Here is a 24980-nt window from a genome sequence, read left to right on the forward strand (position 1 = left end):
ATCTAACGGAAATATTTGAAGAAAATAGGGATTTTGACTGCCGTCAACGACGGGTTTTGAAAGCTATCCCGTTCGCTTGAGGCCCTCACTCGCATTGGCCCTTATCAACGCCATCAGCATCGGCCCCAGCGAGAACTCGGCACGCCCCGCCCTTGCCGACAGGTCTCTCAGATAACCACCAGCGGAATTAATATGTCCGGCACGCTCAAGAATGCAGGCCAGTGCCACGGCCGCATTTTCCTGCCCGAGTGTTTCGGAGGCTTGCTGATATGCTGACGGGCTGACACCCAGCATGGAGCGAACCAGAACGGCGGTTGCGATGAAATCACGCCAACTGCCGATCTGACCGCCTCTCGCATAATCCAGCATCTGCGGGCAGGCCCGCAGCACCATGCTCAGCGGAAACGTTTTTGGCGTCTCGTTCTGCCTGAGCTTGGTTGGCTCGGTTTTTCCTTCAAGCTCCTTCTCAGAGCCACGTTCAAGTTCATAGATGGATTCGGAATCTGAATTCTGTATGTGGCATCCATTTTGGATGTCATTGGTGTCTGTTTTTTCGGTTTTTACCTGCGTTTCCAGACGATTGACGATTTCCGCACGCAGCCCGTCCATTTCGCGGAGTGCGGTTTCGACCGTTTCCCGATTGGGGGAACGCGGCAGACGGGAAATCATGGCTTCGTAGATCTCTTCCAGCATGCACCAGTCACCCTCCGCACCTTCTTCCACGGCGGCGGTGAGAAGCTTGCGGATGTCACGACGGCAAAGGGTGAGGGCTTCCTTGGCGCGCTTGAAGCGGATCTTTTCGGCAGCGACCTGTTGTGCAAGTCCGGCAAGCTCGGCAGCACGCAGCATCAGTGGCTCGAGGTCGAAACCGTAAGCGTCTTCTATCTGGCCGCCATGTCCTCGATGAGCGTAGCGCTTGCCGTTCGGGCTGTCGCGACGATGGATGAGACCGGCTTCGATCAGGGCCGCAAGATGACGCCGCAGGGTCGTGCCGGCAATGCCATGAGCACGAACAGAAAGCTGCGCATTCGATGGAAAGACGACAAGCCTGTCGCCTGCCGCAAATTCGTTCTTCGGATGGAAGGTTAGCAACGCATCGAGAACCGCAAGCGCACGGTCATGCAGACCGAGCAACTGACGCGCTTCGGAGATATCGCGGAACACTTTCCATTTTTCGACAGGACGCTTCATCCGGTCGTCGGACGATTGCAGCTGGCCTTTTACCAAGGCGAGCGTCATCGGCCGCCGCCCGAAAGGCGTCGTCACAAGTCCAGTTCGCATCTTTCCCTTCACCTTTCTTCAGGCAAAAGAAAGCCGCTCACCAAAACGATGCCAAAAACTCTTGACTGTGATTCGTGGAAATGCGATTCTGCAGGTGCTTAATCAGAGAGAAGCTTCCACGACGGAAACGTTTTGGGGGCTTTTTTCTTTTGGTCGGTCCTATTCCTTCATGAGCCGGCGATATTCGGCATAAAGATCGTCCAGGCTGTCGGCGATGAATTCACCGAAACCCACGGCGTCTTTGGCCTTCAATGCCAATGTGTAACTTTTCCCGTCGTTGCGGATTTCGGCCGAGACCGCCCTTGCAACGCCTTCATCCTTGGGAACCCATTTCGACTTCTTCGGCGGCCGTGCATAACCCGAGGCTTTCTTGCGGGTCAGGGCATCGACGACAAAGACAAAACGGGCGTCTCCGTTCAAACCCTCAAGATCGGTCGCAGCGAGAACTTCGCGCAGTTTCGCGAGATTGGCCGGACGTTCGAGAAGCAGCTTGAGTTCATACCAGCGGTCGCGACCCGGCAGCTTGGCCCCACCGATCGCGTCGAGAATGTCACGGGGCATGTTGGCGACCGACATCATCTTGGAGAGCGTCGCCTTGTCCACAGATAAGGCGGTCATCACAATCGTGCTGTCATTGTCGTAGTGTAACTCTGAAAGCCGACGAGCAAAGGTTGCCTTTTCGATGAAGGACAGATCGGCACGAGCAGAATTTTCCTGCCCCTGGGCAATCACATGTTCACGGTCGGAGATCGGCTTGACCACCGCACGAACGTTGCGGCCGAGCGCGGTGGCCGCCTTCAGCCTCCGGTGGCCGAAAACCACCATGTAGCGGCCATCATTATGTGGGTGAGGGCGCACGAGGATAGGGCTGGTCTGCCCGTGTTCGCGAATGGCAGCGACCAGATCCTCGAATGCCTGCGGATCCTCTTCCAGCCTGTCGCGGATAAAGGATTCCTCGATCGTCTCTGGCGAAAGCTCAACGACGGTTTCGCCTTCCAGCATCTTGTCGGCACGTTCGGCCAGCTCGTCGATCGTCGACATGATCGTACGCGACGCGCCCTTGACGGCGTAATCGAGCGCCACGCCGTTATCCGGCCGGTCCTCATTCATCACATTGGCAAACGGGTTTTTGCGCGCCATCACATCCTCCCCCAGGCCCGGTGGATCAGCCCCTGAATCTCGAAATTGACGCTGTCCATGCAGTCGATGGCGCGGTCATAGGTTTCACGGGTGAAATTCGCGCGCTCGACTTCATAGAGCGTCTGCTTGGTCAGACCGGCATCGGAGATCGCCGTCGACTTCACCATCGGATTTTTCAGAATCTCCTCAGCCAGCATCGATTGCATGAAACCCAGCATCTGGGCCTGCGGAATATCGGTCGGCTCATATCTGGTAATCAGATATCGCAGCCAGTCCATCTCGACATTGGCGCCGGCGCGTTTGATCGTCTTGATGATATTGCCGAGCATCAGCAGGAACTGGCTCATCGACATCAAGTCGAGCATCTGCGGGTGGACGGTGATCAATACCGAGGTGGCGGCTGTCAGTGCAGTCAGCGTCAGGTAACCGAGCTGCGGCGGGCAGTCGACGATCACCACGTCATAACGGTCCTCGACCTGCTGCAGCGCCTTGCCGAGCCGGGTGAAGAAACGCTTGCCCTCGCTCGACGTCTGCATCGCCAGCGGAGTATCGTATTCGTATTCCTGCAGTTCCAGATTGGCCGGAATGATGTCCAGGTCCGGAAAATTGGTCTGCTGAATGATCTCGGCAATCGGCTTCTTCTCGTCGTCATAACGGATAGCGTCATAAAGCGAAGAATTGCGGTCCAGTTCCGGCTGAAAACCGTGAAGTGCGGAAAGCGAGGCCTGTGGGTCGAGATCGATGGCAAGCACACGATGGCCGGTCAGCGCGAGATGCTGGGCAAGATGGGCCGTCGTCGTCGTCTTGCCAGAACCGCCCTTGAAGTTGACGACGGCGATCACCTGCAGCTTGTCGCCATCCTTTCGATGCGGGACGTATTTCTTGGCGTCGGATTTGCCGGTCTTGTCGAGGAAAAAGCGCAGCTCGCGCATCTGCTCGCCGGTATAGAAACGGCGGCCGCCGGTCGACGTCTTCGGGGTCGGTCCCTTGCCTTCGAGATGCAGTCGCTTCAGATTGTTGGGGCTGACGCCGAGATAATGCGCGACTTCGGCCATGGAGAACAGGCGCAACGTCTTTCTTGCATTCGGAGGAAATTTTTCCAGCCGCAACTGGTCGAGGCGACGCGAGATCTCTGCACCTTGGAGCAGGATCTTTTCGTCAAACTCGAAAGACGGCAATTTAGAATGCGCGTTCATGCAGGGAACCGTTCTGGCGATAAAACTCAAGTTTCAGGGAAACTGCCGCCAGTATCCGCCTTTTTCGAAGGCTTACAAGGAATTTCTAGTAAACCGAACCCTTAATCCAACGGAATCGGATTCTGCAAAAACTTATCTAACTATCTGAAAAATATATATTTTATTGTTTACTATGAATGAGGGCCGGTGTCGAACACCTTAGCCGGCAGCCGTAGGGCTGGCGAGTAAGCGGCCGGTTTTGTCGCCGGAAAGTGAGAATCAGTATCAAGAGAATCAAAGTGAGTCCTGCCGGCCGGCTTGCGGGCATGCACGCGGCAGCGGAGGCGGGAAAATCGGATTGGACAGTGCGGGGGAAGCGCACTTCAGTCTCAGGTTTTCGCGCAATCACTGACCGGGCGATCAAATGCCGCAGGCGAAATTGACGGCAACGACCCTTTTAGTGGTTGCCAAGCTTTATCCCTTATTTTAGAATCATTCTAATATTTATGAGTTTGGGTCTCAGGTTTTGAGGCTAACATTTGAAGAAGGAGAGCTACCCATGTCGAAAGATACTTCCTGCAAAGCCTGTTCGTTTTATGAAGATCACGTCGTAAACGCCGGTTCGGCTCCGGCAGATGCTGGTCTCTGTCGCGTCAACCCGCCGGTCACGCAGCCGGCGGCCGATGCCCGCGGCTTCTGGCCGGTGGTTTCCGCTAACGACTGGTGCGGTCAGTTTGAAGGCGATGCCAAGGCTGCTTGATAGCGCCGGACATTCAGAATTAGAAAGGGTGGCTTTCGAGCCGCCTTTTTTTGCAGCCGTTTCCCGCAGCGGGGTCGAAATATTCGGCAGAATCTATGTTTAGATCGCATCGATTATTGGGACACGTAGTGCGTCGGTCATCTCCGACTGGCAATCCGGTTCAGGCTCTCGACACGCAGTTAGTCAACGATCCCCAGGCGGGCCGCGCCGGTAGCGATTGGGCTCTCAGCCTTCGATGAATGGTTTTGTCGTTGAAAAGGCGACCTTTATACCCTCCGACCGGAGCTTCATTCGATTAACCGCGGCGTTGGCTGTTCATCTGCCGAGATTTAGCGAGAGAAGCGGGATGGAGACGGCCTGCGTCAGTGCCTCGATATCTTCGCCGGAGAAGAGGTCACGGGAAATGAGACGGGAAAGCACGGTGCGCCGTTAGGTGAGGGGCCTTATGGTAGGTTCGTTAAATCGCATCAGTTCTTCCGCTTCGGCGGGCCGGCTTTTCAGGCAGGGAGGGCCGGAAGAGATCATCCGCGAGGACGTCCCGACCGAGACCTGCGAGACCGGTTTCAAGGTGCGCGAGATGGACGGAAAACGGATCGCAACTTTCTATTGAGGGTGATCGGTGCTGCGCCTCCGTTGCCGATTGGCTTTCGCCAAAGGCTCGGCTAGAACAATCTTATGAGCGACAATGTCATCAAGTTCCAGCGGCCGAAACAGCCGAAGCCGCCGCGCCAGACGCCGCCGTGGCTGAAGCGGGTTTTTACTATTCTCGTGGTGATCGCCGCCTTTGCGGCGATCTATGCCTATTACAGCCTTGCCGGAACACCGCCACAGGGTGTTCCGGGGTAGAGCACTTCCGCCTTTCTTCGAAAGGCGAAACAGCTCTATCTCGTTGTTTTAACGCAATTCCGGACGCAAAACCGGTTCCCACTTTTGCTGGAATTGCTTTAGGTCGGCTTACTTGACGAAGAGCTGGCGCGGGAAGTTGGTCAGCTTTTCATAGCCGGTTTCGGTGATCGTGATCGTTTCCGACATGCCGAAACCGCGGGCGAGCACGTAAGTATGGAAAGTCTGGCCGGGTTCGAAGACCCAGGTGCTGTTTTCCGCCGATTCCAGCGGCTCGCCGCCGTTGGGCTGCAGGAGCAGGCCGACGGAATAGAAGGTCTTGTTGGTGTAAGTCTCGCGCAGGCCCGCCGAGAGCACGCCGTCACGATAGATCGCATCCGGCACACGCACCGAAACGCCCGGCTTCACTTCGCGGATTGCTGCATCCTGAATGGCGATCAGCTGCTCGACGACTTTGTAATCATCATCCTGCACCGGCCCGACGCGGATCGGGCGCATGAAGCGGGCGTGGTAGTGTTTTACGTTCGGCGTAGTCTCGATCTGGACAATGTCACCGGCTTCCAGCACCCGGTCGGAATAACCGCCATGCAGGTGGAAGGCGCGTTCGCCCGAGGACATGACGCCCGGGCCTGGCAGGTCGGAACCGGCGCGGATCATCGCGGCGCAGATTTCGGCTGCCATTTCGCGCTCGGTGACACCGACGGCGGCGCTGTCTATCGCTGCCCGCATGCCGGCTTCGGCGGCCTTTGCCGCACGGCGCTGATAGGCGATTTCGGCGGGCGACTTGATGAGGCGCATCTGTGGCGTCATGGCGCTCTCGTCCTGCCAGACGATGCCGGGAAGAGCGGATTTCAGATATTCGTAACGGCCTGCCGAGAGCGGCCAGGCGGAAAGCTCGATGCCGAGCTTGGCGGTTTTGCCGATGCGACTTTCTATGGCGGAGGCGGCAACGGCCATGCGGTCGTCGCTGTCTGTCCACATCACCCGGTCGGAGAAAACGCAGGTGCTGTCGAGATAATATTCCTCGACGTCACGGCAGAACAGGGTCGGCTCGCCTTCTGCCGGGATGATGGCAAACTGCAGCGTGCCATAGGCGCGGGTGAAATAACCGGTGAGCCAGGTTACGGTCTCCGGCAGGAAGGCGACGAGGCCATCGAGCTGCTTTTTCTTCAGCTCCGCCTGGACGCGGGAGAGGCGGGACAGGAATTCGGCGCGTTCGAACCAGTAGGCGGGCGTAACCATTATTCTTCCTCGATCGGGATGTTTTGGGAAAATCAGGCGTTCTGGACCAGTTCCGCAAAGCGGGTCAGCATGGTCTTGGCCTCGGCGGCTTCGTGGGCCTGTGCCTTGAGGTCATCGATATCGGCGCCATCGAGCGTCATCCGCTCGCGGTTTTCCTCGAACCAGATGACGGCCTGCGCCTTGGTGACTTCCGGATGGCCCTGGATGCCCCAGATATCCTTGTCCTTGTAGCGCCAGATATGGTTGGGGCAGTCGTCGGAATAGGCAAGGATCGTCATGTCCGGGTGGGCGGCCTTCACCTCGTCATTGTGCCAGACGAACATGTAGGCGCTGTCGACCAGATCACGGCAGAGCTTGTCGGTGCGGGCGGCCTCGGTGAGCGGCAGGTCCTTGTAGGCGATCTCGCAGGAGGTGCGGCGGAACACCTGGTCGCGGCCACACAGCGCTGAAGCAAGGATCTGGCTGCCGAAGCAGATGCCGAGCATGGGGATTTCAAGCTCCGCGGCTTCGCGGATCAGATCATGTTCGCGCAGGATGAAGGGCACGTCCTCATAGGCGCCATGCGGGCTGCCGGAGAGAAAAATGCCGTCATAACCCTTCAGCGTCTCGGGGAACTGGCCGTCATAAGCCCAGTAGCGATCGACCTTCAGGCCCCAGGCTTCGAAGCGGTCGTCGAGCTTTGCGATGGACTGAAACTTGCGGCCATTGCCGAGATAAAGAAGGCGCTTGCCCATGTCATTCCCCGTTTTCAAAATCAGCACACCAGTGGTATACCAACGGTGTGCACGGTGCAATCGGGAAATCGTGGCAATCATCAGGTGCCGTGTTATGCATCTGACCGGACAGCCGAAAACGGCCGGACGACTAAAAAGGGGAAGACATGCGCATTGATCTCAACTCCGATCTGGGCGAGGGTTTTGGCCCGTGGACGATGGGCGACGATGCGGCGATGCTTGATATTGTCAGCACCGCCAATATCGCCTGCGGGTTTCATGCCGGTGACCCGGACATCATGCGCGAGACGGTGCGACTGGCGAAACAACGCGGCGTCGCGATCGGTGCGCATCCCGGCTACATGGACTTGATCGGTTTCGGTCGTCGACGTCTGCCGGGACTGAGCGTCTCCGAAGTGGAATCGCTGGTGGCTTATCAGGTCGGGGCGCTGGCTGCGGTCGCAGCCCTCGAAGGCCATCCGATGACGCATGTGAAGACCCATGGGGCGCTTGGCAATGTCTGTGCCGATGACGACGAGATGGCGCTTGCCGTCGGCCGCGCCATCAAGGCCGTCGATCCGAAGCTCGCCTTCATGGTGATGCCGGGGACGGCGACGGCGCGGGCTGCGGAAACGCTGGGCCTGACGCCTATCAACGAGATCTATGCCGACCGGACTTATGCGGACAATTTCAATCTCTCGCCGCGTTCTGAAGCAGGTTCGGTGATCCATGATCCGGACCTGCTGGTGAAACGGGTGATCGGGATGGTGTCGGAAGGGTGCCTGACCTCGACATCCGGCAAGCGGCTTGAGGTGCCGATCGGGTCCGTCTGCGTGCATGGCGACACGCCGGGGGCGGTGGGCATGGCGCGGCAGTTGCGTGAGGCGCTGGAAAAGGCCGGATGGGTGATTGGGGCTTCGGTGTAGTGGGCGGGGTGAACACTTCTCCGTCGTCACGCTCGGGCTTGTCCCGAGCATCTGCTGCCGTTCCGACCAGCTGCAACGTCGCAGTCTCCGGCACAGTGCTTAGATCCTCGGGACAAGCCCGAGGATGACGAAGTCGGGTGGTGGTCAGCCTTCGCTCGTCCTGAGATCGGCAATCACGGCGGCAAGGCGGTCGTCGGCGTGGATTGTCTGTTCTTCCGCTAGGTCCGCTGAAATCGCCCGGAACAAAAATTGCTGGCCGGCCGGCAGTTGCGCCAGGCGCGCGAGATCGAATGACGCGACGGTGGCGATCTTGGGATAGCCGCCGGTCGTCTGGCCGTCGGCGGTCAGTACGATCGGCTTGCCCGATCCGGGCACCTGGATGGAGCCGACGACGGTCGCATCCGAGACGATGTCGTGGCCCTTGAATGCCTGAAGCACGGGACCGTCGAGAACCATGGCCATGCGGTCGCGCGCCGTGGTGGTGCGATAGGGCTGGCGCAGAAAGGTCTTCCACGCGTCCTCGTCGAAGTAATCGTCCTGCGGGCCGGGGATGATGGCGATCGGGCCGTGTCCGCGCAGGTAGGGCGTGCCGAGGGTGCGGGGGGCACGTTTTTCGCTATCGCCGAGCGGCAGGATATCGCCGGCGCTAAGCGCCTTGCCGTTCAGGCCGCCGACTGCGGTTCGCACATGGGTGGAACGGCTGCCGAGCATCTTTGGGATGGCGATGCCGCCGGAGATGGCGATGTAACCCCAGACGGCACCGCGCAAGGCGCCGACGGTCAGCGTTTCGCCGGACTTGAGGAGATGGCTTTCCCAGGTGGAAACCGATCTACCGGCAATCTCGACCTGACAACTGCCGCCGGTGACGGCGATGAGCGTGTCGCGATCTGCCGTGAACGCGCCGCCGGTGAGGGCGAATTCGATGGTTGCGGCATCGGCATCGTTGCCGACCAGCGCATTGGCGATCGCATGCGCGTCGCGATCCATGGCGCCGGAGGTGGAGACCCCGCGGGCGCGAAAACCGTAACGGCCATCATCCTGCACCGACATCAGCGGGCCGGCGCGGGAAATGGTCAGGAGAGCGGTCATCGGGCGATCTCCTTCAATTCGGCGGTGCCGACCGCGACCTTCTCGTCCAATTCTCGGGCCTCGTCGAGGTCGACGCTGCGGAAGGTGATGCGGTCGCCGGCCTTCAGGAGAAAAGCTTCTGTGCGGGCGGGGTCGAAAAGCTTGAAGGGCGTGCGGCCGAGAAAGCGCCAGCCGCTCGGGCCGGGGACGGAATTGATGCTCGACTGCCGGCCACCGATGCCGATTGCGCCGGCCTCAATCCGCTGCCGCGGCACGGCAAGCCGTGGCGTATGCAGAATATCCGGCAGGCCGCCGAGATAGGCGAAACCGGGCGCAAAACCGATCATGTAAACCCGGTACACTGCGGAAGCGTGAAGCGCGATGACATCGGCTGCGCTCATATTTTTCAGCGCGGCGAGTTCGTCGAGATCGGCCTGATGTTCGCCGCCGTAAAGGACCGGGAATTCCAGGAGCCGACCGGTTTCCGGTACCGCTGTGTCATGCGTTGCCCGCTGCATCAGCGCTTCGCCGAGAGCCGCGCCTCGCAGGATTTTCGGATCGTAGATCACGGTCAGCGAGCGGTAGGTCGGGATGGTTTCGAGAATGCCGTCTATCGGCTCGGCCGCAAGCGATGCATCGAGCGACAGGACCTTGAGGTTTGCGGCCTCGCTGACCGTATCCGAGAACTCGATACCGATGGCGCGGTCGCCGCAGCGAAGGATGCGCGGATAAGTGCTCTCGGATGTGGATTTTGGGCCGGATCGGGGCCTGAAATGCATGTCTTGTCTATCCTGTCGCGGTCAGGTGCCGGTGGCCGGGATCCGTTCGAGAGCGGCGAGTTCGGCCAGAACCTTGCTGGCGACCTGGAAGCCGGTCTTTTCCAGAGCCTCGTCGGTCGAGCCGCCGATATGGGGTGTCAGCACGAGATTGGGGCAATCGAGGAGGGGATTGTCTGCGGTAATCGGCTCGATCACAAGCACATCGAGGCCTGCCCCTGCAATGATGCCGTCCTTCAGCGCCGTGGCAAGCGCGTCCTCGTCGATCAATGCGCCGCGGGCGGTGTTGATCAGGATGCCGGTTTTACCGATCAGCGCCAGGCGGCGGGCATCGATAAGCGGCTTTTCCTCGGGTATGCCGTGCAGTGAAACGACATCGGCCCATTCGCAGAGGCTATCGAGATCGGGCAGAAGCGTGATGCCGTCGCGCTGCAATTCTTCGGCAGGCGTGTAACGCGATACGGTGGCGACTTCCATGCCGAAGGCCTGGCCCAGACGGGCGACCAGTTTGGCGATATGGCCGTAGCCGAACAGGCCGAGGCGGCGGCCGGAGAGCTCATAGGTGCGGTGGTGTTGGCGGAAGAGCGTATCGCCGGTGCGCGAGGCATTGTCGGCGGCAATCAGCGAGCGCGAGCAGGCAAGCGCCAGACCGATCACCAGTTCGGCGACCGACTGGGCATTGGCGCCGGGCGTGTTGTGCAGCGGGATGCCGCGCGCGGCAAGCGACGGCTTGTGCACCTTGTCCGTGCCGGTGCCATGAACGCCGACAACCTTCAGATTGGGCGCGGCTTCGATTTCGCGGGCAGAGAGGCCATGATTGCGGGTGATGACCGCGGTTGCGACGGCAAGATAGGGTTCGAGATCGGCAAAGGTGGTGGAGGCCGCAATGTGGACGGTAAGCCCTTTTTCTTCCAGCATGCGGATGGCGCTTTTGGCGATCGGCTGGACGATGAGGCAGTCGCAACGGATATCGGACATGATCAGGCTTTCAATGGCGGGTCGAGGCAGAGCGCGGATACGAGCCGTGCTGCCTGCGTAAAATCGGCAATCTCCATCTGCTCGTCCGGATTATGGCTGCCATTGGCATTGCGGATGAAGACCATGCCGGTCGGCACACCGGCATCGGCAAACACCGCCGCATCATGGCCCGCACCGCAGGCCATGATCTCGGCCTCGATACCATGCTCCTTTGCCAATCCGGCGAGCGAGGCGACAATAGCGTCGTCCATCTTCGCCGCTTTGCTGTCGGTCAAACGGCCGAGCTCGAATTTGACCCGATGGTCCGCCTCGATGCGGGCAACCGCTTCGGCAACGACGGCCTGCATTTTTGAGAGCGTTTCCGGCTCCTGGCTACGAACATCGAGCGCGAAGGAGAGCTTGCCGGCGATTTTGCTGAAGGCAGCTTCCGAAGCATCGGTCGAGAACTGGCCGAAGGTGACGACGAGATCCGCACCTTCCTCCTGCAGCCTGTCCCAGGCCTTGTCGAGTTTCACCACAAGCGCGGAGGCGGCCCGCACGGCATCGCTGCGATATTCGCGCGGGGTCGCGCCCGAATGGGCATAGGTGCCGATGCATTTTGCTTCGCGATAGCGGAAGGAGCCGCGAATACCTGTGACGATGCCGATCGGCAGCTTTTTCTCGATCAGAACCGGTCCCTGCTCGATATGCGGCTCGATGAACATCGCGATGTTGTTCGGGTCGAGATAAGACTGGCCCGAGCGAAGGAATTCCGTGTCACCGCCGGCTGCATCGATGGCGGCGGCGAGAGAGATCTGGTCGGAGGAGCGCTTGACCAGATCGAGTTCGCGCCCCGTCAGTCGGCCCAGCGCGGCGCGGCTGCCGATATAGGAGGCCCCGAACCAGGTGCTTTCCTCGGCGCGGATCGCCATGACGGTGATATCGCGCGGCGGGCGGATGCCGGCCCGGACATAACCGGAAATGACCGAGAGGCCGAGAAGCACGCCGGCTGCGCCATCGAAATTGCCGCCCATCGGCACGGAATCGAGATGCGATCCGATGAAGATGCCCGGACCCTCTTCGCGGCCCTTCATCGTCATGTAGAGATTGCAGCCGGGATCGGTCGTTACTTCAAGGCCGAGCTTGCGGGCCTCGCGGCGCACCATGTCATGGGCGATCTGTTCGCCGAGACCATAGGAGGTGCGGGTGATGCCGCGATTGGTGCCGGTGCGGCGTCGAAGCTCGTCGAACAGCCGTTCGGCGAGAGGGATATCCACAGGGGCGGCGTTGCTGAGCACGGACGTTTCCGTCTGTGCTTTTTCTGCCAAAACGGTCATGCGCGGGTCAGTCTCCCGATAATGCTGTCTTTTACATGTGCGAGGTGATCGCGCATCAGCTGTGCGGCATCGTCACCGCGTCCTTCGCGCAGGGCTGAAACGATGGCCAGATGCTCGCGGCAGGTCGCGTCGAACCGTTCCGGCATGCTTCTCAGGTCGAAGATCTGCGTCTGGCGGCGCAGCGTGCGGATGATATGGGCCAGTTGCGGATTGCCAGCGGCATCGCCGATGCCGCCATGCAGGCGGTCGTCGACATCACGCACGGAGCCGCGATCGGGCTTGCCTTCGCCATCTTCTGGATGGCCGAGCAGCGTTTTAAGGTCCGCTTCCAGTTCATTCAGCGCCGCAGCCGGCATGTGGCCTGCAGCAAGACGCGCTGCTTCAGGTTCGAGCAGCAGGCGCACCTGCAGCGCGTCCATATAGTCCTCGATGCGCATCTGCTTGACCTGCAGGCCGCGGCTTCCCTGACGGATCAGCAGGCCTTCGCCTTCGAGCATCAGCAGCGCATCCCGGATCGGGGTGCGCGACATGTTGAGCGTTTCGGCCAGACGACGTTCGGTCACCATCGCGCCGGGCTGGGCTGCGCCGGAAAGGATCAGGTTCAATATCTGCTCGTAGGCCTGCAGCGCCAGCCGCTTATCGGTTTCAATCAGCATAAATATCCAGTCCCTCCCTTTAAGGAGACGGCTTCAAATGACTTTCTGGTGCCACACGTTATGGCGGTTGTCACCAGCTCTTGCGCCCAAAGGCTGTCTATCCTCAGCGATCCCTTTTTCCATGCGGTTTTCGGTGTGACGCAATTTTTGTATTCCGCTGGTTGACGAGTGGTATACCAAACCGTATCGTGAAGCAACATCGAGCTTTGACGATCTTGCGAAAGGACGATCCTGTGAGTGCCATGCCGCAACCGAACCTCCCCTTTTCGAAGGCGGAGCATCTGAAGCGACAGGACAAGCTTCGGGCTGAACTTGCGGCGCGCGGCGTCGATGCCATGCTCGTGTTTGCACAGGAAAGCATGTACTGGCTGACCGGCTACGACACCGGTGGCTTCGTCTATTACCAGTGCCTCGTCGTGCCGACCGATGGCCGCCAGCCGGTGCTTCTGACCCGCCGACCGGATCTGGTGCAGGCGCGTCAGACGAGCATCATCGAGGATATCCGCATCTGGTGGGATGCCGAGGATGCAAACCCGGCCGCCGACCTGAAGGTGATCCTCGAGGAACTTGGCCTCGGGGGCAAGAAGATCGCCATCGAGCTCAATACCCACGGCCTGACCGGCTGGAACCTATATCGCACGCAGCAGACGATCGGGAACTGGTGCGAGCTGGAAGACGACCGTCACCTGATCCGCTGGCTGCGTGTCTGCAAGTCGCCGGCCGAGATCGAATATACCCGCAAGGCGGCCCGTATTCTGGATGACTCGCTGACTGCAGTGATTGCCGCTGCGCGTCCGGGCATTCTCGACAGCGACCTCAAGGCAACCTATCTCACCTCGATCCTCGGCCAGGGTGCAGACATGCCGCCGAATGCGCCGCTGTTCAATTCCGGACCGCGCGCCGTCTACGGTCGCGGCGTTTCCGATCCGCGCCGGCTGGAAGAGCAGGACCAGATCCTCGTCGAATATCCCGTCGCCTACCGCCGTTACAACGTGAAGACCGAATGGACGATCCTGTTCGGAAAAGTCTCCGATGCGCATCGCAAGATGTACGACGTCGGCATGGAGACGCTGCGCAGGATGACGGAGATCGCGCGTCCCGGCACGACGCTCGGCGAGATCTTTGATGTTTATGCCGACGGTCTCGACAAGGGCGGCTACAAGCGCGCCCGTTATGGCGCGACCGGTTATTCGGTGGGCTGCACATTCGCGCCGACCAGCATGGACGTGCCGCCGATGATCTATTCCGGCAACCCGACCGTCTGCCAGCCGGGGATGACGCTTTTCTACCACGTGATGAACGGTGACGCCGATACCGGTCTGGCGATGGGCGTGGGCCACACGTTGCTGGTGACGGACGGAGCACCGGAAGTGCTGACCGGATTACCCGATGAGCTGACCGTGATCAGCTGACGGGTCGAGGAATACAGCCGGGAAAAGCACAAAAAAACAGCGCCCCGGTTTCTGTCAAAAACAACTTCAGAGGGCAAGAGAATGACGACTTTTATGATTTCCCGCCGCAGCATGGTGATGGGCCTTGCGGCAACCGCGCTTCTTCCCGGCCTCGATCTTTCCGAGGCGCTGGCGGCCGATACGCCGAAGGCCGGCGGCACGCTGAAGATCAGCCATTCGACGCGTATCGCCACGCTGAACGTGTTGAACTGCTCAGGCCCTGCCGAATATCCGGTGGTCGACATGCTCTATTCGGGCCTGACTCGCATGGGCCCGGACAACAAGCCGATGGCCGATCTTGCCGAGCGCTGGGAAGGCAGTGAAGATGCCAAGACCTTCACCTTCTATCTGCGTAAGGGCATCGTTTTCCACGACGGCACGCCCTGCACGGCAGACGATGTGGTTGCCACCTTCCAGGCGATCCTCAATCCCGACATTCCGGCAGCCGCGCGTTCCGTTCTCAACATGATCGAGAAGATCGAGGCCGTGGATCCGACGACCGTCAAGTTCACGCTGAAGACGCCGTTTGCCGACCTGCCGATCTCGACGGCGCATGCCAATGCCCGAATCGTCTCCAAGGCCGCCCTTTCCGGCCCGCGCGAAAAGCTCGACACGACCGCGAACGGCACCGGTCCGTTCAAGCTCGAAACCTATGACAGCGCCCGCATGGTCCGTCTCGTCAAGAACGAGAACTATTTCATCAAGGGCAAGCCCTATCTCGACGGTATCGACATGATGCTGTTCCCCGATCTTGCCGCCGAGAGCGCCAACTTCCTCTCTGGTGCCGTAGACGTCATGCTGGTCGTCCAGCAGGCGGATTTCCAGCGCATCGCCGATGCAACCGGCATTACCGCGCAGCGCATTCCATCGGGCCGCTTCGTCAATATCACCATGCGTCAGGACCAGAAGCCGTTCGATGACGTGCGCGTGCGCAAAGCGCTTGCCATGTCGGTCGACCGTTCGACGTTGGTCGACATCGTGCTCGAAGGCCTCGGCCGCCCGGCCTATGACAACCTCGTTTCGCCGGAATTCCCCTATGCGATCGATACGCCCGAGATTGCTTATGATCCGGCAGGCGCAAAGAAGCTGCTGGCCGAAGCCGGTTATCCCGACGGCATCAAGATCAAGCTCGTTGCTTCCAACCGCCCGGCGATCCGTGCGCAGGTGGCAATCGCGCTGAAGCAGATGGCGCTGCCGGCCGGCTTCGACATCGAAGTCGAAACCATGCCGCATGACACCTATCTCGCCAATGTGTGGATGAAGGGTCAGTTCTACATGGGCTATTGGGGCATGCAGGCAACCGAAGACGCCACCTTCAACCTGCTACTCACCTCCAACGCGTCTTACGAAGACACAGCCTGGAAGAACAAGGATTTCGACAAGCTGATCGCGGATGCGCGCGCTACCGTCGATCCGGCCAAGCGCAAGGAACTTTATGCCAAGGCGCAGCAGCTGCAGCTGGACGAAACGCCCTATATCGTTCCGATTTTTGAAGACATCCTGACCGCCAGCGGCAAGGGTGCGCAAGATTGGACGATCGCGCCTCTGTCCCGCTACTACTATGCCGAAAATGTCTGGCTGAATAAGGCCTGATCCGCATGACCAGGGCTTATCTTCTCCGCCGCTTGCTGGCCGTCTTTCTCGTGCTGGCGATCGTCACCTTCGCAGTGTTCGCCATCACGACGATGCTGCCGGGCAATGCAGCGATCATGATTCTGGGGGAATACGCCACCCCGGAAGCCGTCGCCGCACTCGAAAAGCAGCTGCATCTCGATCAGCCCTGGTATGCTCAATATCTGAGCTGGGTCGCCGGTATTCTTCACGGCGACTTCGGCACCTCGTTGCGTCTTTCCTTGCCGGTGACCCAGGTCGTCGGCGAGGCCTTCGTCAACTCCGCCATGCTGGGGGCGACGGCGCTGGTTGCCGTCACCATCACCGCCATTCCGCTCGGCGCGCTCGCTGCGTTGAAGCGCGGCACGGGAATGGATCTGGGCCTCGGCCTGTTCAGCTATCTCGGCACGGCGCTGCCGGAATTCGTCACTGCGACGCTGCTCCTCGTCTTCTTCGCAGCACCGCAGCACGGGCTTTTTCCCGCCGGTGGCTTCGTTGCGCCCTGGGAAAATCTCGCCGGTTTCGGCGCGCATGTCGTGCTGCCTGCCGCCACGCTCGGCCTCGTGCTGATGGCGCATATTTCAAGGCAGGTGCGGTCCGAAATGTCGGAAGTTCTGTCTTCCGACTATATTCGCGCAGCAAGGCTGAAGGGCTTGACCGAAAAGCGGGTGATCCGCCGCCATGCACTGCCGAATTCGCTGGCGCCGGCGATCGCCGTCATCTCGCTCGATATCGGCTATCTGCTCGGCGGGATCATCGTGGTGGAGGAAATCTTTGCCTGGCCGGGTCTCGGACGATTGCTGATCTATGCGCTGGAAAACCGCGACCTGCCCGTCATTCAGGCCGTGACCCTGCTTCTCGCAGCCGTCTATGCCCTGTCCAACCTCCTGTCGGACATCGTCATTGCCCTGCTCGACCCGAGGGTGCGTTATGCGTAATTTTTTCTCATCCCCCACCGCAATCATGGGCACGGCCCTGCTTTCGATCGTCCTTTTCGCTGCGATCTTCGGCCCGCTGATCGCCCCCTATGACCCGCAGGCCTTCGATCCGCTGAACCGCCTGCAGGGGCCGTCGATGGCGCATCTGTTCGGCACCGACCAGTTCGGCCGCGATCTGCTTTCCCGCGTTCTGACCGGCGCGCCCTCAACCGTCGCCTTCGGTGTCGGTGCCACCCTGCTCGGTGTCGGCATCGGCTCGATCATCGGGGTTGTCGCCGGCGTTTCCGGCGGCTGGGTCGACAGTACGATCATGCGTATTCTCGACGGGCTTCTGGCCGTGCCGGATCTGTTGTTCACGCTGCTGATCGTCACCATTCTCGGCGGCGGCATGGAGCATGCGATGCTGGCGGTCTCGATCGCATTTGCACCGGGCATGGCGCGTATCGCCCGCAGTGCCGTTCTGTCCGTGCGCACCCGCGACTATGTGCGGGCGGCGGTCGCGCGCGGTGAGTCCGGCGTCTATATCGTCACCTGCGAAGTGCTGCCCAATGCGCTGAGCCCGATCGTGGTCGAGGCGACGATCCGCGTTTCCTTCGCCATCATGATCGGCGCGACGCTCGGTTTCCTCGGTCTCGGCGCGCAGCCGCCGAGCACCGAATGGGGGCTGATGGTTGCGGAAGCGCGCCAGTTCATGTTCCGCAATCCCTGGTGCGTGGCGATCCCCGGTCTTTCGATCGCAATCGCAGCACTTGGTTTCAATCTTTTCGGCGACGCCCTGCGTGACGCCCTCGACCCCAAGAGGAGCCACGGATGACAGTGCAGACCATGAGCCAGAACGTCACTGCAGCGGCGGAAAAGCCGGCGCTTTCGATCATCGACTATTCGCTGTCCTACAAGACCGCCAACGGGCTGGTCGCCGCCTTGAAGAATATCGACCTGACGATCCCGAAGGGAAAGACGGTCGGTCTTGTCGGCGAGTCCGGTTCGGGCAAGTCGTCGATGGCGTGGTCGGTGATGCGCTATCTGCCGCCGAACGCGGTGGAAACCGGCGGCGCCATTCGCCTTGCCGGCGAGGAACTGCTGGACCATACGCCGTGGCAGATGGCCGATATTCGCGGCAGGCGCATGTCCATGGTGTTTCAGGATCCCTCGACCTCACTCAACCCGACCATTCGTCTGGGCGAGCAGATTGCCGAAGTGCTGATGCGTCATCGCGGCCTGACCAAAGCGCAGGCCTGGGCTGAAGCCGAAGCGGCGCTGGCCCGCACCGGCATTACCCGGCCGAAGGAAATGCTGCAGCGGTTTCCGCATGAGGCATCGGGCGGCGAAAAGCAGCGTGTGGTGATCGCCACCGCCTTTGCCTGCGAGCCGGAACTGATCATTTTCGACGAGCCGACCACGGCGCTCGATATCCTGACCGCGCGGCAGATCCTCGACCTGTTCAACCAGCTGCGCGACGAGACGAATGTTTCCGCACTCTACATCTCGCACGATCTCGGGCTAGTTTCCCGCGTGGTGGACGAGGTGTCGGTGCTGCACAAGGGTGTGATCGTCGAGCGTGGGCTTGTCGGCGAGGTGTTCGCCAGGCCTTCCGCGCCCTATACGAAACAGCTGATCGGTGCGGTTCCGAACCCGGATCGCTGGATCGGTGTCGATGCGCCGGCCGAGCCGAAGACGCTGATCAAGCTCGACGGGATCGGCGTGCATTACGGAGCGCCATCGAAGATCCAGAAAATGTTCTGGCCGGAAGATGCCGAAAAGGTCGGCTTCTGGGGGGCGAAGGACGTCAATTTCGAGGTTCGCAAGGGTGAGCTTCTCGGCGTCGTCGGCGAAAGCGGATCGGGTAAGTCGACCATCGCCAAGGTCTTGGCCGGCCTGCAGGATTTTCAGGGCAATCTGGAAATCGAGGGTAAGACGGTGGGCAGCCGCAAGGCGATCGACCGGGCCTATCGTCGCCGGGTGCAGATCGTTTTCCAGCATCCGGACGCCTCGCTCAACCCGCGCCAGAAGATCGGCACGATCATCGCCCGGCCGCTGAAACTCTACGGCGTTGTCCCGCGTGAAAAAATCAAGGCGCGGATTGCCGAACTGCTGGAGATGGTGCGGCTGCCGGCCGAGTATGCCGACCGTTATCCGCACCAGCTTTCCGGCGGTGAAAAGCAGCGCGTGGCGATTGCCCGCGCTTTTGCCGCTGAGCCTGAACTGGTGATCTGCGACGAGGTGACGGCGGCGCTCGACGTGTCGGTTCAAGCGGCGGTGGCCGAACTGCTGGTCAAGCTGCAGAAGGATACCGGTGCGGCCTGCTTGTTCATTACCCACGACCTGAACCTGATCCGCCAGCTCGCCCATCGCATCGCGGTGATGCATCACGGCAAGCTGGTCGATTTCTTCGACAGGCCGGATGCGCGCTCGGAAGACCGCGATCCCTATACCAAGGCGCTGCTCGATGCGGTGCCGGTTCATACGCCCGTGGAGGCTTTTGAAATCGCATGAGCATGTATGTTCCCCAGGAGTTTGCCGGTTCCACGCGCGGTGGCCGGCAAGTCTTGTTGAAGTTCAAGCAGGCCGAGTTCGAAACCCGTCTGGCCGCAACCCGTCGCCGGATGCGGGAGCGCGGACTCGATGCGCTGATCGTGTTTTCGCAGGAAAGCCATTACTGGCTGACGAGCTATGACACGGCCGGTTACGTCTTCTTCCAGGCCGGTCTGGTGCTGGCCGATGATGGCAGCGACACGGTGCTTCTGACCCGAACGCCGGATCTCAGACAGGCGAATGTCGCGTCGCTTTATGACGACGTTCTGGTCTGGCTGAATGCCGAGGATGCCAACCCGGCCAACGATCTGCGCGCGATCATGGCCGAGAAGGGGCTTTCCGGCAAAAAAGTCGGCGTCGAATACGCGACCTATGGCCTGACCGGGGCCAATGCCCGGATGGTCGATACGGCGCTCGATGGTTTCTGCGTGACCGAGGATGCGTCCGACATCATCCGCACCGGGCGACTGGTGAAATCCGCAGCCGAGCTAGAGCATGTGCGCATGGCGGGCAAGCTGGCGGATGCCGCCGTGCGTGCGGCGATCGGTGTGACGAAGCCCGGCATTCCCGACACCGTGCTCTCGGGTGCGGCGCTTACCTCGATGCTTTCCGGCGGTGGTGACATTCCCTCCGGCGGGCCGCTGGTCAATTCCGGGCCGCGCGCGCTTTACGGCCGCGGCATCGGCGGGCCGCGACTGATCGAGGAACAGGACCAGATTCTCGTTGAACTCGCCGGCTCGCATTGCCGCTATCATGTCGTGGTCGAGCATACGCTGGTGACCGGCAAGCCGGATCCGCGGCAGTTCGACATGCTGAAGGTGGCGAAGGAAGCGCTCGACGGCATCAAGGATGCGGCAAGGGCAGGGGCGGCGCTCGGCACGCTCGACGATATCCATCGCCGCGTGCTCGACAATGCCGGTTTTGCCAAGGCGCGGTACGCCGCCTGCGGTTATGCGCTGGGCTGCACCTTCAAGCCGACCTGGATGGACGTGCCGCCGATGATCTATTCCGGCAATCCGTTGATCATGACGCCGGGCATGGTGTTCTTCGTCCACATCATGATCCCCGACGCGGAAACCGGGCTGGTTGCCGGTGTCGGCCAGACCTTCGCGATCACCGAGGGCGCGCCTGAAGTGTTCAGCGACCTTCCGGTGGAACTCTACTGCTGCTGAGCGCGGCAGACACCAAAATCAAGAGCAATTCCAGCAGAAGTGGCAACCGGTTTTGCGTCCGGAATTGCATCGAAACAAAAGACAAGAGCAGGCATTCATGGATCTTCAATTAAGCGGAAAGACCGCGCTGGTATTCGGCGCAGGCGGTGGACTTGGTGGTGCGATTGCCCGGTCGCTGGCAGCGGAAAAGGCCAATGTCATCGTTGCCGATATCGATCTCGCCGCTGCCGAAAAGACGGCGCAAGCAATCGAGGCTGAAGGCCACAAGGCTTTCGCGTTGCAATGGGATATTGGTGATCTCTCGGTGATCGGGGAGCGGCTGGCGCTGATCGCTTCGACCTTCGGGCCGGTGGACGTGCTGGTCAACAACACAGGTGGTCCGCCGCCGACGCCAGCTACTGGTCAGGCGCCGGAAATCTGGTCAAAATATTTCGACAGCATGGTGCGCTCGGTGATCGCGGTAACCGACGCGATCCTGCCGTCGATGCGCGAGCGCGGCTTTGGCCGTATCATCAGCTCGACCTCTTCAGGTGTGGTTGCGCCGATCGCCAATCTGGGCATTTCCAACAGCCTGCGGCTGGCGCTGGTCGGCTGGTCGAAGACGCTGGCGCGCGAAGTCGGACGTGACGGGATCACCGCCAATGTCGTGCTGCCGGGCCGCATCGCCACGGGTCGTATCGTCTTTCTCGACGAGCAGAAGGCCAAGCGCGAGGACCGGCCGGTGGCGGATGTGACGAAGGAAAGCACCAATTCCATTCCGGTCGGCCGTTATGGCGATCCGCAGGAATATGGCGATGCCGTCACCTTCCTGGCCAGCCCGCGCGCATCCTACATCACCGGCTCGGTGATCCGCATCGACGGTGGCCTTCTCGCCAACATCTGATTAGAAATTAGGATCAAAAGCTGCGGCTTTGATCGATATCGCATCCGGGAGAAAGACATGACATTCAGCACTCAGTCCAAGGGCGTCTATGCGATTGCCGCCACGCCGTTTCACGACGATGGCGCGATCGACTTCAACTCGGTCGACCGCCTGACGGATTTTTACGAGGAAAGCGGCTGCACCGGCATCACCATCCTCGGTATCATGGGCGAGGCGCCGAAGCTGGAAGCGGATGAAAGCCGGGCGATCATCAAGCGCGTCGTCGAGCGCGCCAAGGTGCCGGTCATCGTCGGCGTTTCGGCGCCGGGTTTTGCCGCGATGCGTTCGCTGGCCCGCAGCTCGATGGACATGGGTGCTGCCGGCGTGATGATCGCGCCGGGGCAGGGTGCAAAGACCGACGAGCAGACCATCAACTATTTCGCCGGTGCCGTGGAAGCGGTCGGTGAAGACGTGCCGTGGGTGCTGCAGGACTATCCGCTGACGCTCAACACGGTGATCGCCACCAGCGTGGTTGCCAAGATCATCACCAACCACCCGTCATGCCTGATGCTGAAGCATGAGGACTGGCCGGGTCTGGAAAAGATCTCAAAACTGCGAGCCATGCAGAAATCCGGCGAGTTGCGCGAATTCTCCATCCTCTGCGGCAATGGCGGCATGTTCCTCGATTTCGAACCGGAACGCGGCGCAGACGGCGCGATGACCGGTTACGGTTTCCCCGACATGCTGAGCGAGCTTGTGTCGCTGTTTGAGCAGGGCAAGCGCGACGAGGCGCATGACCTGTTCGACGCACATCTGCCGCTGATCCGCTACGAGCAGCAGCTCGGCGTGGGCCTGGCGGTGCGCAAGCACATCCTCAAACGCCGCGGCGTGATTGCATCGGACGCACAGCGCAAGCCGGGCCAGATGCTGACGGCGACGGCGAAGGCCGAGGTGGATTACCTGCTGGCGCGGGTGGCAAGGCACGACAAGCGGGCGGCGCTGTAAGCGCTCGCATTAGGGAGGCCGCCTTCCTCTCAGCTGTCATCCTCGGGCTTGACCCGAGGATCCAGACGCAGGCCGCTTTTCGTTGTGTTGCTTTCAAGACGACAACGATCGGCTTTGGTCGGTCGTTGTCAGCTCGTACTTGGATCCTCGGGTCAAGCCCGAGGATGACGGCCGTGGTGGGGATGCACTTGAGGTAACCGGCGAACTTTCGAAACAGAATGTCTCCCGCCGGTCTTTCCCGATCAATCCAGCGGCTTATACGCGATCACGTCCATCTCGACCTTGACGTCGACCATCATCGGGGATTCGACGGTGGAGCGGGCCGGGGGGTGGTCGATGAAGTGCTTCTGGAAGACGGCGTTGAAGCTGGAGAAATCGCGGGCGTCGTCGAGCCAGACATTGACCTTGACGACATGTTCCAGCGTGCAATCGGCAAGCGCCAGAACCGACTTGATGTTGGCGATCACCTGTTCGGTCTGGGCGACGATATTGCCGACGATGACTTCGCCATCGACGGTCGGCACCTGGCCCGAAACATAGACGAAATCACCGGCGCGGACGGCCTTGGCGAAGGGGCGGCGCTGGCCGCCGGCCTGGGCGTCGGCGACATCGTAACGGATGAGTTTCTTGCTGGTCATGGGGTGGTCTTTCTATTCCAGTGGGGTAGGGGCCGGGCTTGCCTGTTTTCGCAATGCCGGCAACTGCTTTACGCTTCTGCCGGCATTGTTTCAGTGGGCATCCTGCACGAAATGGCCGGGGGAAACCTCGCGATAGGTCCGCTTCGGCACGACGTAATCGAAGGGGCGCACGGGGCTCTTGATCTCTTCGGAAAGCGGTGCTGGGGTCTGGCCGCGGCGTGACGGATCAGGGATCGGCACGGCCGAGATCAGGCGCTGCGTATAGGCATGCTGCGGGTTGTCGAAGATCGCCACCCGCGGGCCGATCTCGACGATTTCGCCTAGGAACATCACCGCCACGCGGTGGCTCATCCGCTCCACGACCGCCATGTCGTGGCTGATGAACAGATAGGCGAGGCCTCTCTTTTCCTGCAGGTCGAGCAGAAGGTTGGAGACCTGCGCCTTGACCGACACATCGAGTGCGGAGACCGCTTCGTCGGCGACGATGAATTTCGGGTCGAGGGCGAGCGCGCGGGCAATCGAGATTCGCTGGCGCTGGCCGCCGGAGAATTCGTGCGGGTGGCGATCGGCCATGGCGGCGGAAAGGCCGACCTGTTCCAACAGTTCGGAGACGCGGGCCTTGGCATCTTTCCGACCCATCAGGCCGTGGGCGAGGATGGGTTCGGCGATCGCGGAGCCGACGGTGATGCGCGGGTTGAGTGAGGCGAACGGGTCCTGAAAGATCATCTGCGAGGTGCGGCGCATGGTCCGCAATTCCCGCGTGCCGGCCTTGGTGACATCCTGACCGCCGATGACGATCGAACCGGCGGAGGGATTGAGCAGGCGGATGATGGCGCGGCCGGTCGTGGATTTGCCGCAGCCGCTCTCTCCGACCAGCGACAGGGTTTCGCCTGGACGCAGGTCGAAGGAGACATCTTCCACCGCATGGACGCGCCCATTGGGCAGGTCGAAACGGACGGCGAGATTATCGACCTTGAGGATCGGCTCGACGCTCAAGGCGACCGGGTTCATCTCGCGGCCATCGACGGCAATACCGGTCGAGGCATCGACCTCGGGGAAACGCTTCGGGGCGGCGGCGGCACCCATCGTGCCGAGGCGCGGGATCGAGGCGAGCAGGGATTTTGTGTAGATCGCTTTCGGCGTGGCGAAAATTTCGTCGGTCTTACCGGTTTCGATCATGTCGCCGCGGAACATCACAACGGTGCGGTCTGCGATTTCTGCGACCACGCCCATGTCGTGGGTGATGAACAGCACGCCCATGTTTTCCTCCCGCTGCAACTCGCGCAGCAGGTGGAGGATTTCGGCCTGGATCGTCACGTCGAGGGCGGTGGTCGGCTCGTCGGCGATCAGCAGTTTTGGACGGCAGGCGAGCGCCATGGCGATCATCACGCGCTGGCGCATGCCGCCGGAGAATTTGTGCGGATATTCGTGAAGACGGGCTTTGGCCGCGGGAATACGGACGCGCTCCGTCAGGCGCACAGTCTCAGTCTCGGCTTCGCTCCATGACAGGCCGCGATGCAGAACGAGAGCTTCCGCAATCTGGTTGCCGATGGTGAAGACCGGGTTGAGCGAGGTCATCGGCTCCTGAAAGATCATGCCGATCGAGCCGCCGCGCACCTTGCGCATCTCGGCTTCGCTGGCGGCAAGCAGGTCCTTGCCGTCGAGCAGGATCCGGCCTTCGGTGCGCGCACGGCCGGCCGGCAGAAGCCGCATGGTCGACAGAGCGGTGACGCTCTTGCCCGAGCCGGATTCTCCGACGATCGCAACCGTTTCGCCGGCATCGACATGCAGGCTGATATTGCGGATGACGGCTTTCCAGCCACCTTCAGTCTTGAACGAGGTGGTCAGGTTCTCGACCGCAAGCACCGGCCGTTTGGTGGTCGTTATATCGGTCATG

Annotated in this window: 24 protein-coding genes; 12 read left to right on the plus strand and 12 right to left on the minus strand. The window is 60.9% G+C overall.

The features are described 5' to 3' along the window. Nucleotides 1-63: 63 nt before the first annotated feature. From repC to repA, 3 genes are all read right to left on the minus strand, one after another. On the minus strand, nucleotides 64-1281 hold the full coding sequence (gene repC, locus MRBLMR1_RS22145) for a plasmid replication protein RepC (RefSeq protein ID WP_148146737.1): 1218 nt from the start codon (nucleotides 1279-1281) through the stop codon (nucleotides 64-66). 159 nt (nucleotides 1282-1440) lie between these two features. Next, nucleotides 1441-2421 (minus strand): plasmid partitioning protein RepB, encoded by a 981-nt coding sequence (gene repB / locus MRBLMR1_RS22150; RefSeq protein ID WP_148146736.1) that lies wholly within the window; start codon nucleotides 2419-2421, stop codon nucleotides 1441-1443. After that, nucleotides 2421-3617, minus strand: coding sequence for a plasmid partitioning protein RepA (gene repA, locus MRBLMR1_RS22155; RefSeq protein ID WP_148146734.1), 1197 nt, complete (start codon nucleotides 3615-3617; stop codon nucleotides 2421-2423). Before repA ends, repB begins: the two co-directional genes overlap by 1 nt. A 538-nt stretch (nucleotides 3618-4155) precedes the next feature. Between repA and MRBLMR1_RS22160 the strand changes: the two genes are divergently transcribed. From MRBLMR1_RS22160 to MRBLMR1_RS22170, 3 genes are all read left to right on the plus strand, one after another. Continuing rightward, entirely contained in the window at nucleotides 4156-4356 is a 201-nt protein-coding gene (locus tag MRBLMR1_RS22160; protein WP_148146733.1) for a hypothetical protein, read from the plus strand. 445 nt (nucleotides 4357-4801) lie between these two features. After that, nucleotides 4802-4966 carry a hypothetical protein gene (locus tag MRBLMR1_RS22165; protein WP_183685548.1) on the plus strand — a complete coding sequence of 55 codons (165 nt, stop codon included), beginning with the start codon at nucleotides 4802-4804 and terminating at the stop codon, nucleotides 4964-4966. Nucleotides 4967-5031: 65 nt separating this feature from the next. Continuing rightward, entirely contained in the window at nucleotides 5032-5202 is a 171-nt protein-coding gene (locus MRBLMR1_RS22170; protein ID WP_183685547.1) for a hypothetical protein, read from the plus strand. 108 nt (nucleotides 5203-5310) lie between these two features. Here the strand turns inward: MRBLMR1_RS22170 and MRBLMR1_RS22175 are convergent, their stop codons facing one another. Together MRBLMR1_RS22175 and MRBLMR1_RS22180 are read right to left on the minus strand one after the other, a co-directional pair. After that, nucleotides 5311-6441, minus strand: coding sequence for a M24 family metallopeptidase (locus MRBLMR1_RS22175; protein ID WP_148146731.1), 1131 nt, complete (start codon nucleotides 6439-6441; stop codon nucleotides 5311-5313). Between the two features lie 32 nt (nucleotides 6442-6473). After that, the gene (locus tag MRBLMR1_RS22180) at nucleotides 6474-7175 is read right to left on the minus strand and encodes a type 1 glutamine amidotransferase (protein ID WP_148146729.1); all 702 of its coding nucleotides are present in this window, start codon (nucleotides 7173-7175) and stop codon (nucleotides 6474-6476) included. 146 nt (nucleotides 7176-7321) lie between these two features. Here MRBLMR1_RS22180 and MRBLMR1_RS22185 point away from each other — a divergent pair, with 146 nt between their 5' ends. After that, on the plus strand, nucleotides 7322-8080 hold the full coding sequence (locus tag MRBLMR1_RS22185) for a 5-oxoprolinase subunit PxpA (RefSeq protein ID WP_148146727.1): 759 nt from the start codon (nucleotides 7322-7324) through the stop codon (nucleotides 8078-8080). 144 nt (nucleotides 8081-8224) lie between these two features. Here MRBLMR1_RS22185 and MRBLMR1_RS22190 read toward each other — a convergent pair whose 3' ends face one another. From MRBLMR1_RS22190 to MRBLMR1_RS22210, 5 genes are read right to left on the minus strand one after another with little or no spacing between them, the layout of a single operon-like run. Continuing rightward, complete coding sequence (locus MRBLMR1_RS22190) at nucleotides 8225-9169, minus strand: 5-oxoprolinase subunit C family protein (protein WP_148146725.1); 945 nt, start codon at nucleotides 9167-9169, stop codon at nucleotides 8225-8227. Further along, nucleotides 9166-9927 carry a 5-oxoprolinase subunit PxpB gene (pxpB, locus tag MRBLMR1_RS22195; protein WP_148146723.1) on the minus strand — a complete coding sequence of 254 codons (762 nt, stop codon included), beginning with the start codon at nucleotides 9925-9927 and terminating at the stop codon, nucleotides 9166-9168. Before pxpB ends, MRBLMR1_RS22190 begins: the two co-directional genes overlap by 4 nt. A 21-nt stretch (nucleotides 9928-9948) precedes the next feature. After that, on the minus strand, nucleotides 9949-10902 hold the full coding sequence (locus MRBLMR1_RS22200) for an NAD(P)-dependent oxidoreductase (RefSeq protein ID WP_148146721.1): 954 nt from the start codon (nucleotides 10900-10902) through the stop codon (nucleotides 9949-9951). A gap of 2 nt (nucleotides 10903-10904) precedes the next feature. Beyond that, nucleotides 10905-12218 (minus strand): hydantoinase/carbamoylase family amidase, encoded by a 1314-nt coding sequence (locus tag MRBLMR1_RS22205; protein ID WP_500066249.1) that lies wholly within the window; start codon nucleotides 12216-12218, stop codon nucleotides 10905-10907. Then, nucleotides 12215-12874: a GntR family transcriptional regulator gene (locus tag MRBLMR1_RS22210; RefSeq protein WP_148146718.1), complete on the minus strand. Its 660-nt coding sequence runs from the start codon at nucleotides 12872-12874 to the stop codon at nucleotides 12215-12217. The genes MRBLMR1_RS22205 and MRBLMR1_RS22210 overlap by 4 nt, the downstream gene beginning before the upstream one ends. 242 nt (nucleotides 12875-13116) lie before the next feature. On the opposite strand from MRBLMR1_RS22210, the gene MRBLMR1_RS22215 reads away from it, so the two are divergent. The 8 genes from MRBLMR1_RS22215 to MRBLMR1_RS22250 all read left to right on the plus strand — a co-directional run bounded on the left by MRBLMR1_RS22215 (nucleotide 13117) and on the right by MRBLMR1_RS22250 (nucleotide 22445). Beyond that, on the plus strand, nucleotides 13117-14286 hold the full coding sequence (locus MRBLMR1_RS22215; protein WP_500066326.1) for a M24 family metallopeptidase: 1170 nt from the start codon (nucleotides 13117-13119) through the stop codon (nucleotides 14284-14286). A gap of 81 nt (nucleotides 14287-14367) precedes the next feature. After that, nucleotides 14368-15918 carry an ABC transporter substrate-binding protein gene (locus tag MRBLMR1_RS22220; protein WP_148146715.1) on the plus strand — a complete coding sequence of 517 codons (1551 nt, stop codon included), beginning with the start codon at nucleotides 14368-14370 and terminating at the stop codon, nucleotides 15916-15918. 5 nt (nucleotides 15919-15923) lie between these two features. Then, nucleotides 15924-16874 (plus strand): ABC transporter permease, encoded by a 951-nt coding sequence (locus MRBLMR1_RS22225; RefSeq protein ID WP_148146713.1) that lies wholly within the window; start codon nucleotides 15924-15926, stop codon nucleotides 16872-16874. Beyond that, nucleotides 16867-17688 carry an ABC transporter permease gene (locus MRBLMR1_RS22230; protein ID WP_148146711.1) on the plus strand — a complete coding sequence of 274 codons (822 nt, stop codon included), beginning with the start codon at nucleotides 16867-16869 and terminating at the stop codon, nucleotides 17686-17688. The genes MRBLMR1_RS22225 and MRBLMR1_RS22230 overlap by 8 nt, the downstream gene beginning before the upstream one ends. Beyond that, a complete protein-coding gene (locus MRBLMR1_RS22235; protein ID WP_286195031.1) occupies nucleotides 17685-19367 on the plus strand; it encodes a dipeptide ABC transporter ATP-binding protein in 1683 nt (560 codons plus the stop codon). The genes MRBLMR1_RS22230 and MRBLMR1_RS22235 overlap by 4 nt, the downstream gene beginning before the upstream one ends. Next, complete coding sequence (locus MRBLMR1_RS22240) at nucleotides 19364-20578, plus strand: M24 family metallopeptidase (protein WP_148146709.1); 1215 nt, start codon at nucleotides 19364-19366, stop codon at nucleotides 20576-20578. Before MRBLMR1_RS22235 ends, MRBLMR1_RS22240 begins: the two co-directional genes overlap by 4 nt. A 97-nt stretch (nucleotides 20579-20675) precedes the next feature. Beyond that, on the plus strand, nucleotides 20676-21461 hold the full coding sequence (locus MRBLMR1_RS22245; protein WP_148146708.1) for an SDR family oxidoreductase: 786 nt from the start codon (nucleotides 20676-20678) through the stop codon (nucleotides 21459-21461). A 57-nt stretch (nucleotides 21462-21518) separates the two neighbouring features. Then, nucleotides 21519-22445 carry a dihydrodipicolinate synthase family protein gene (locus MRBLMR1_RS22250; RefSeq protein WP_148146706.1) on the plus strand — a complete coding sequence of 309 codons (927 nt, stop codon included), beginning with the start codon at nucleotides 21519-21521 and terminating at the stop codon, nucleotides 22443-22445. Nucleotides 22446-22687: 242 nt separating this feature from the next. Here MRBLMR1_RS22250 and MRBLMR1_RS22255 read toward each other — a convergent pair whose 3' ends face one another. Beyond that, the gene (locus tag MRBLMR1_RS22255; RefSeq protein ID WP_112456178.1) at nucleotides 22688-23083 is read right to left on the minus strand and encodes a RidA family protein; all 396 of its coding nucleotides are present in this window, start codon (nucleotides 23081-23083) and stop codon (nucleotides 22688-22690) included. Nucleotides 23084-23173: 90 nt separating this feature from the next. Further along, nucleotides 23174-24979, minus strand: a complete 1806-nt coding sequence (locus MRBLMR1_RS22260; RefSeq protein WP_500066254.1) for an ABC transporter ATP-binding protein — start codon at nucleotides 24977-24979, stop codon at nucleotides 23174-23176. Nucleotide 24980 lies beyond the last annotated feature (1 nt).

The sequence above is a fragment of the Neorhizobium sp. LMR1-1-1.1 genome (assembly GCF_040675795.1).
GTDB lineage: Bacteria > Pseudomonadota > Alphaproteobacteria > Rhizobiales > Rhizobiaceae > Neorhizobium > Neorhizobium cellulosilyticum.

Bases quoted from the DNA above. Each gene is read 5' to 3' on its own strand.
- repC (WP_148146737.1), bottom strand. From the start codon at position 1,281: ATGCGAACTGGACTTGTGACGACGCCTTTCGGGCGGCGGCCGATGACG.
- repB (WP_148146736.1), bottom strand. From the start codon at position 2,421: ATGGCGCGCAAAAACCCGTTTGCCAATGTGATGAATGAGGACCGGCCG.
- repA (WP_148146734.1), bottom strand. From the start codon at position 3,617: ATGAACGCGCATTCTAAATTGCCGTCTTTCGAGTTTGACGAAAAGATC.
- MRBLMR1_RS22160 (WP_148146733.1), top strand. From the start codon at position 4,156: ATGTCGAAAGATACTTCCTGCAAAGCCTGTTCGTTTTATGAAGATCAC.
- MRBLMR1_RS22165 (WP_183685548.1), top strand. From the start codon at position 4,802: ATGGTAGGTTCGTTAAATCGCATCAGTTCTTCCGCTTCGGCGGGCCGG.
- MRBLMR1_RS22170 (WP_183685547.1), top strand. From the start codon at position 5,032: ATGAGCGACAATGTCATCAAGTTCCAGCGGCCGAAACAGCCGAAGCCG.
- MRBLMR1_RS22175 (WP_148146731.1), bottom strand. From the start codon at position 6,441: ATGGTTACGCCCGCCTACTGGTTCGAACGCGCCGAATTCCTGTCCCGC.
- MRBLMR1_RS22180 (WP_148146729.1), bottom strand. From the start codon at position 7,175: ATGGGCAAGCGCCTTCTTTATCTCGGCAATGGCCGCAAGTTTCAGTCC.
- MRBLMR1_RS22185 (WP_148146727.1), top strand. From the start codon at position 7,322: ATGCGCATTGATCTCAACTCCGATCTGGGCGAGGGTTTTGGCCCGTGG.
- MRBLMR1_RS22190 (WP_148146725.1), bottom strand. From the start codon at position 9,169: ATGACCGCTCTCCTGACCATTTCCCGCGCCGGCCCGCTGATGTCGGTG.
- pxpB (WP_148146723.1), bottom strand. From the start codon at position 9,927: ATGCATTTCAGGCCCCGATCCGGCCCAAAATCCACATCCGAGAGCACT.
- MRBLMR1_RS22200 (WP_148146721.1), bottom strand. From the start codon at position 10,902: ATGTCCGATATCCGTTGCGACTGCCTCATCGTCCAGCCGATCGCCAAA.
- MRBLMR1_RS22205 (WP_500066249.1), bottom strand. From the start codon at position 12,218: ATGACCGTTTTGGCAGAAAAAGCACAGACGGAAACGTCCGTGCTCAGC.
- MRBLMR1_RS22210 (WP_148146718.1), bottom strand. From the start codon at position 12,874: ATGCTGATTGAAACCGATAAGCGGCTGGCGCTGCAGGCCTACGAGCAG.
- MRBLMR1_RS22215 (WP_500066326.1), top strand. From the start codon at position 13,117: ATGCCGCAACCGAACCTCCCCTTTTCGAAGGCGGAGCATCTGAAGCGA.
- MRBLMR1_RS22220 (WP_148146715.1), top strand. From the start codon at position 14,368: ATGACGACTTTTATGATTTCCCGCCGCAGCATGGTGATGGGCCTTGCG.
- MRBLMR1_RS22225 (WP_148146713.1), top strand. From the start codon at position 15,924: ATGACCAGGGCTTATCTTCTCCGCCGCTTGCTGGCCGTCTTTCTCGTG.
- MRBLMR1_RS22230 (WP_148146711.1), top strand. From the start codon at position 16,867: ATGCGTAATTTTTTCTCATCCCCCACCGCAATCATGGGCACGGCCCTG.
- MRBLMR1_RS22235 (WP_286195031.1), top strand. From the start codon at position 17,685: ATGACAGTGCAGACCATGAGCCAGAACGTCACTGCAGCGGCGGAAAAG.
- MRBLMR1_RS22240 (WP_148146709.1), top strand. From the start codon at position 19,364: ATGAGCATGTATGTTCCCCAGGAGTTTGCCGGTTCCACGCGCGGTGGC.
- MRBLMR1_RS22245 (WP_148146708.1), top strand. From the start codon at position 20,676: ATGGATCTTCAATTAAGCGGAAAGACCGCGCTGGTATTCGGCGCAGGC.
- MRBLMR1_RS22250 (WP_148146706.1), top strand. From the start codon at position 21,519: ATGACATTCAGCACTCAGTCCAAGGGCGTCTATGCGATTGCCGCCACG.
- MRBLMR1_RS22255 (WP_112456178.1), bottom strand. From the start codon at position 23,083: ATGACCAGCAAGAAACTCATCCGTTACGATGTCGCCGACGCCCAGGCC.
- MRBLMR1_RS22260 (WP_500066254.1), bottom strand. From the start codon at position 24,979: ATGACCGATATAACGACCACCAAACGGCCGGTGCTTGCGGTCGAGAAC.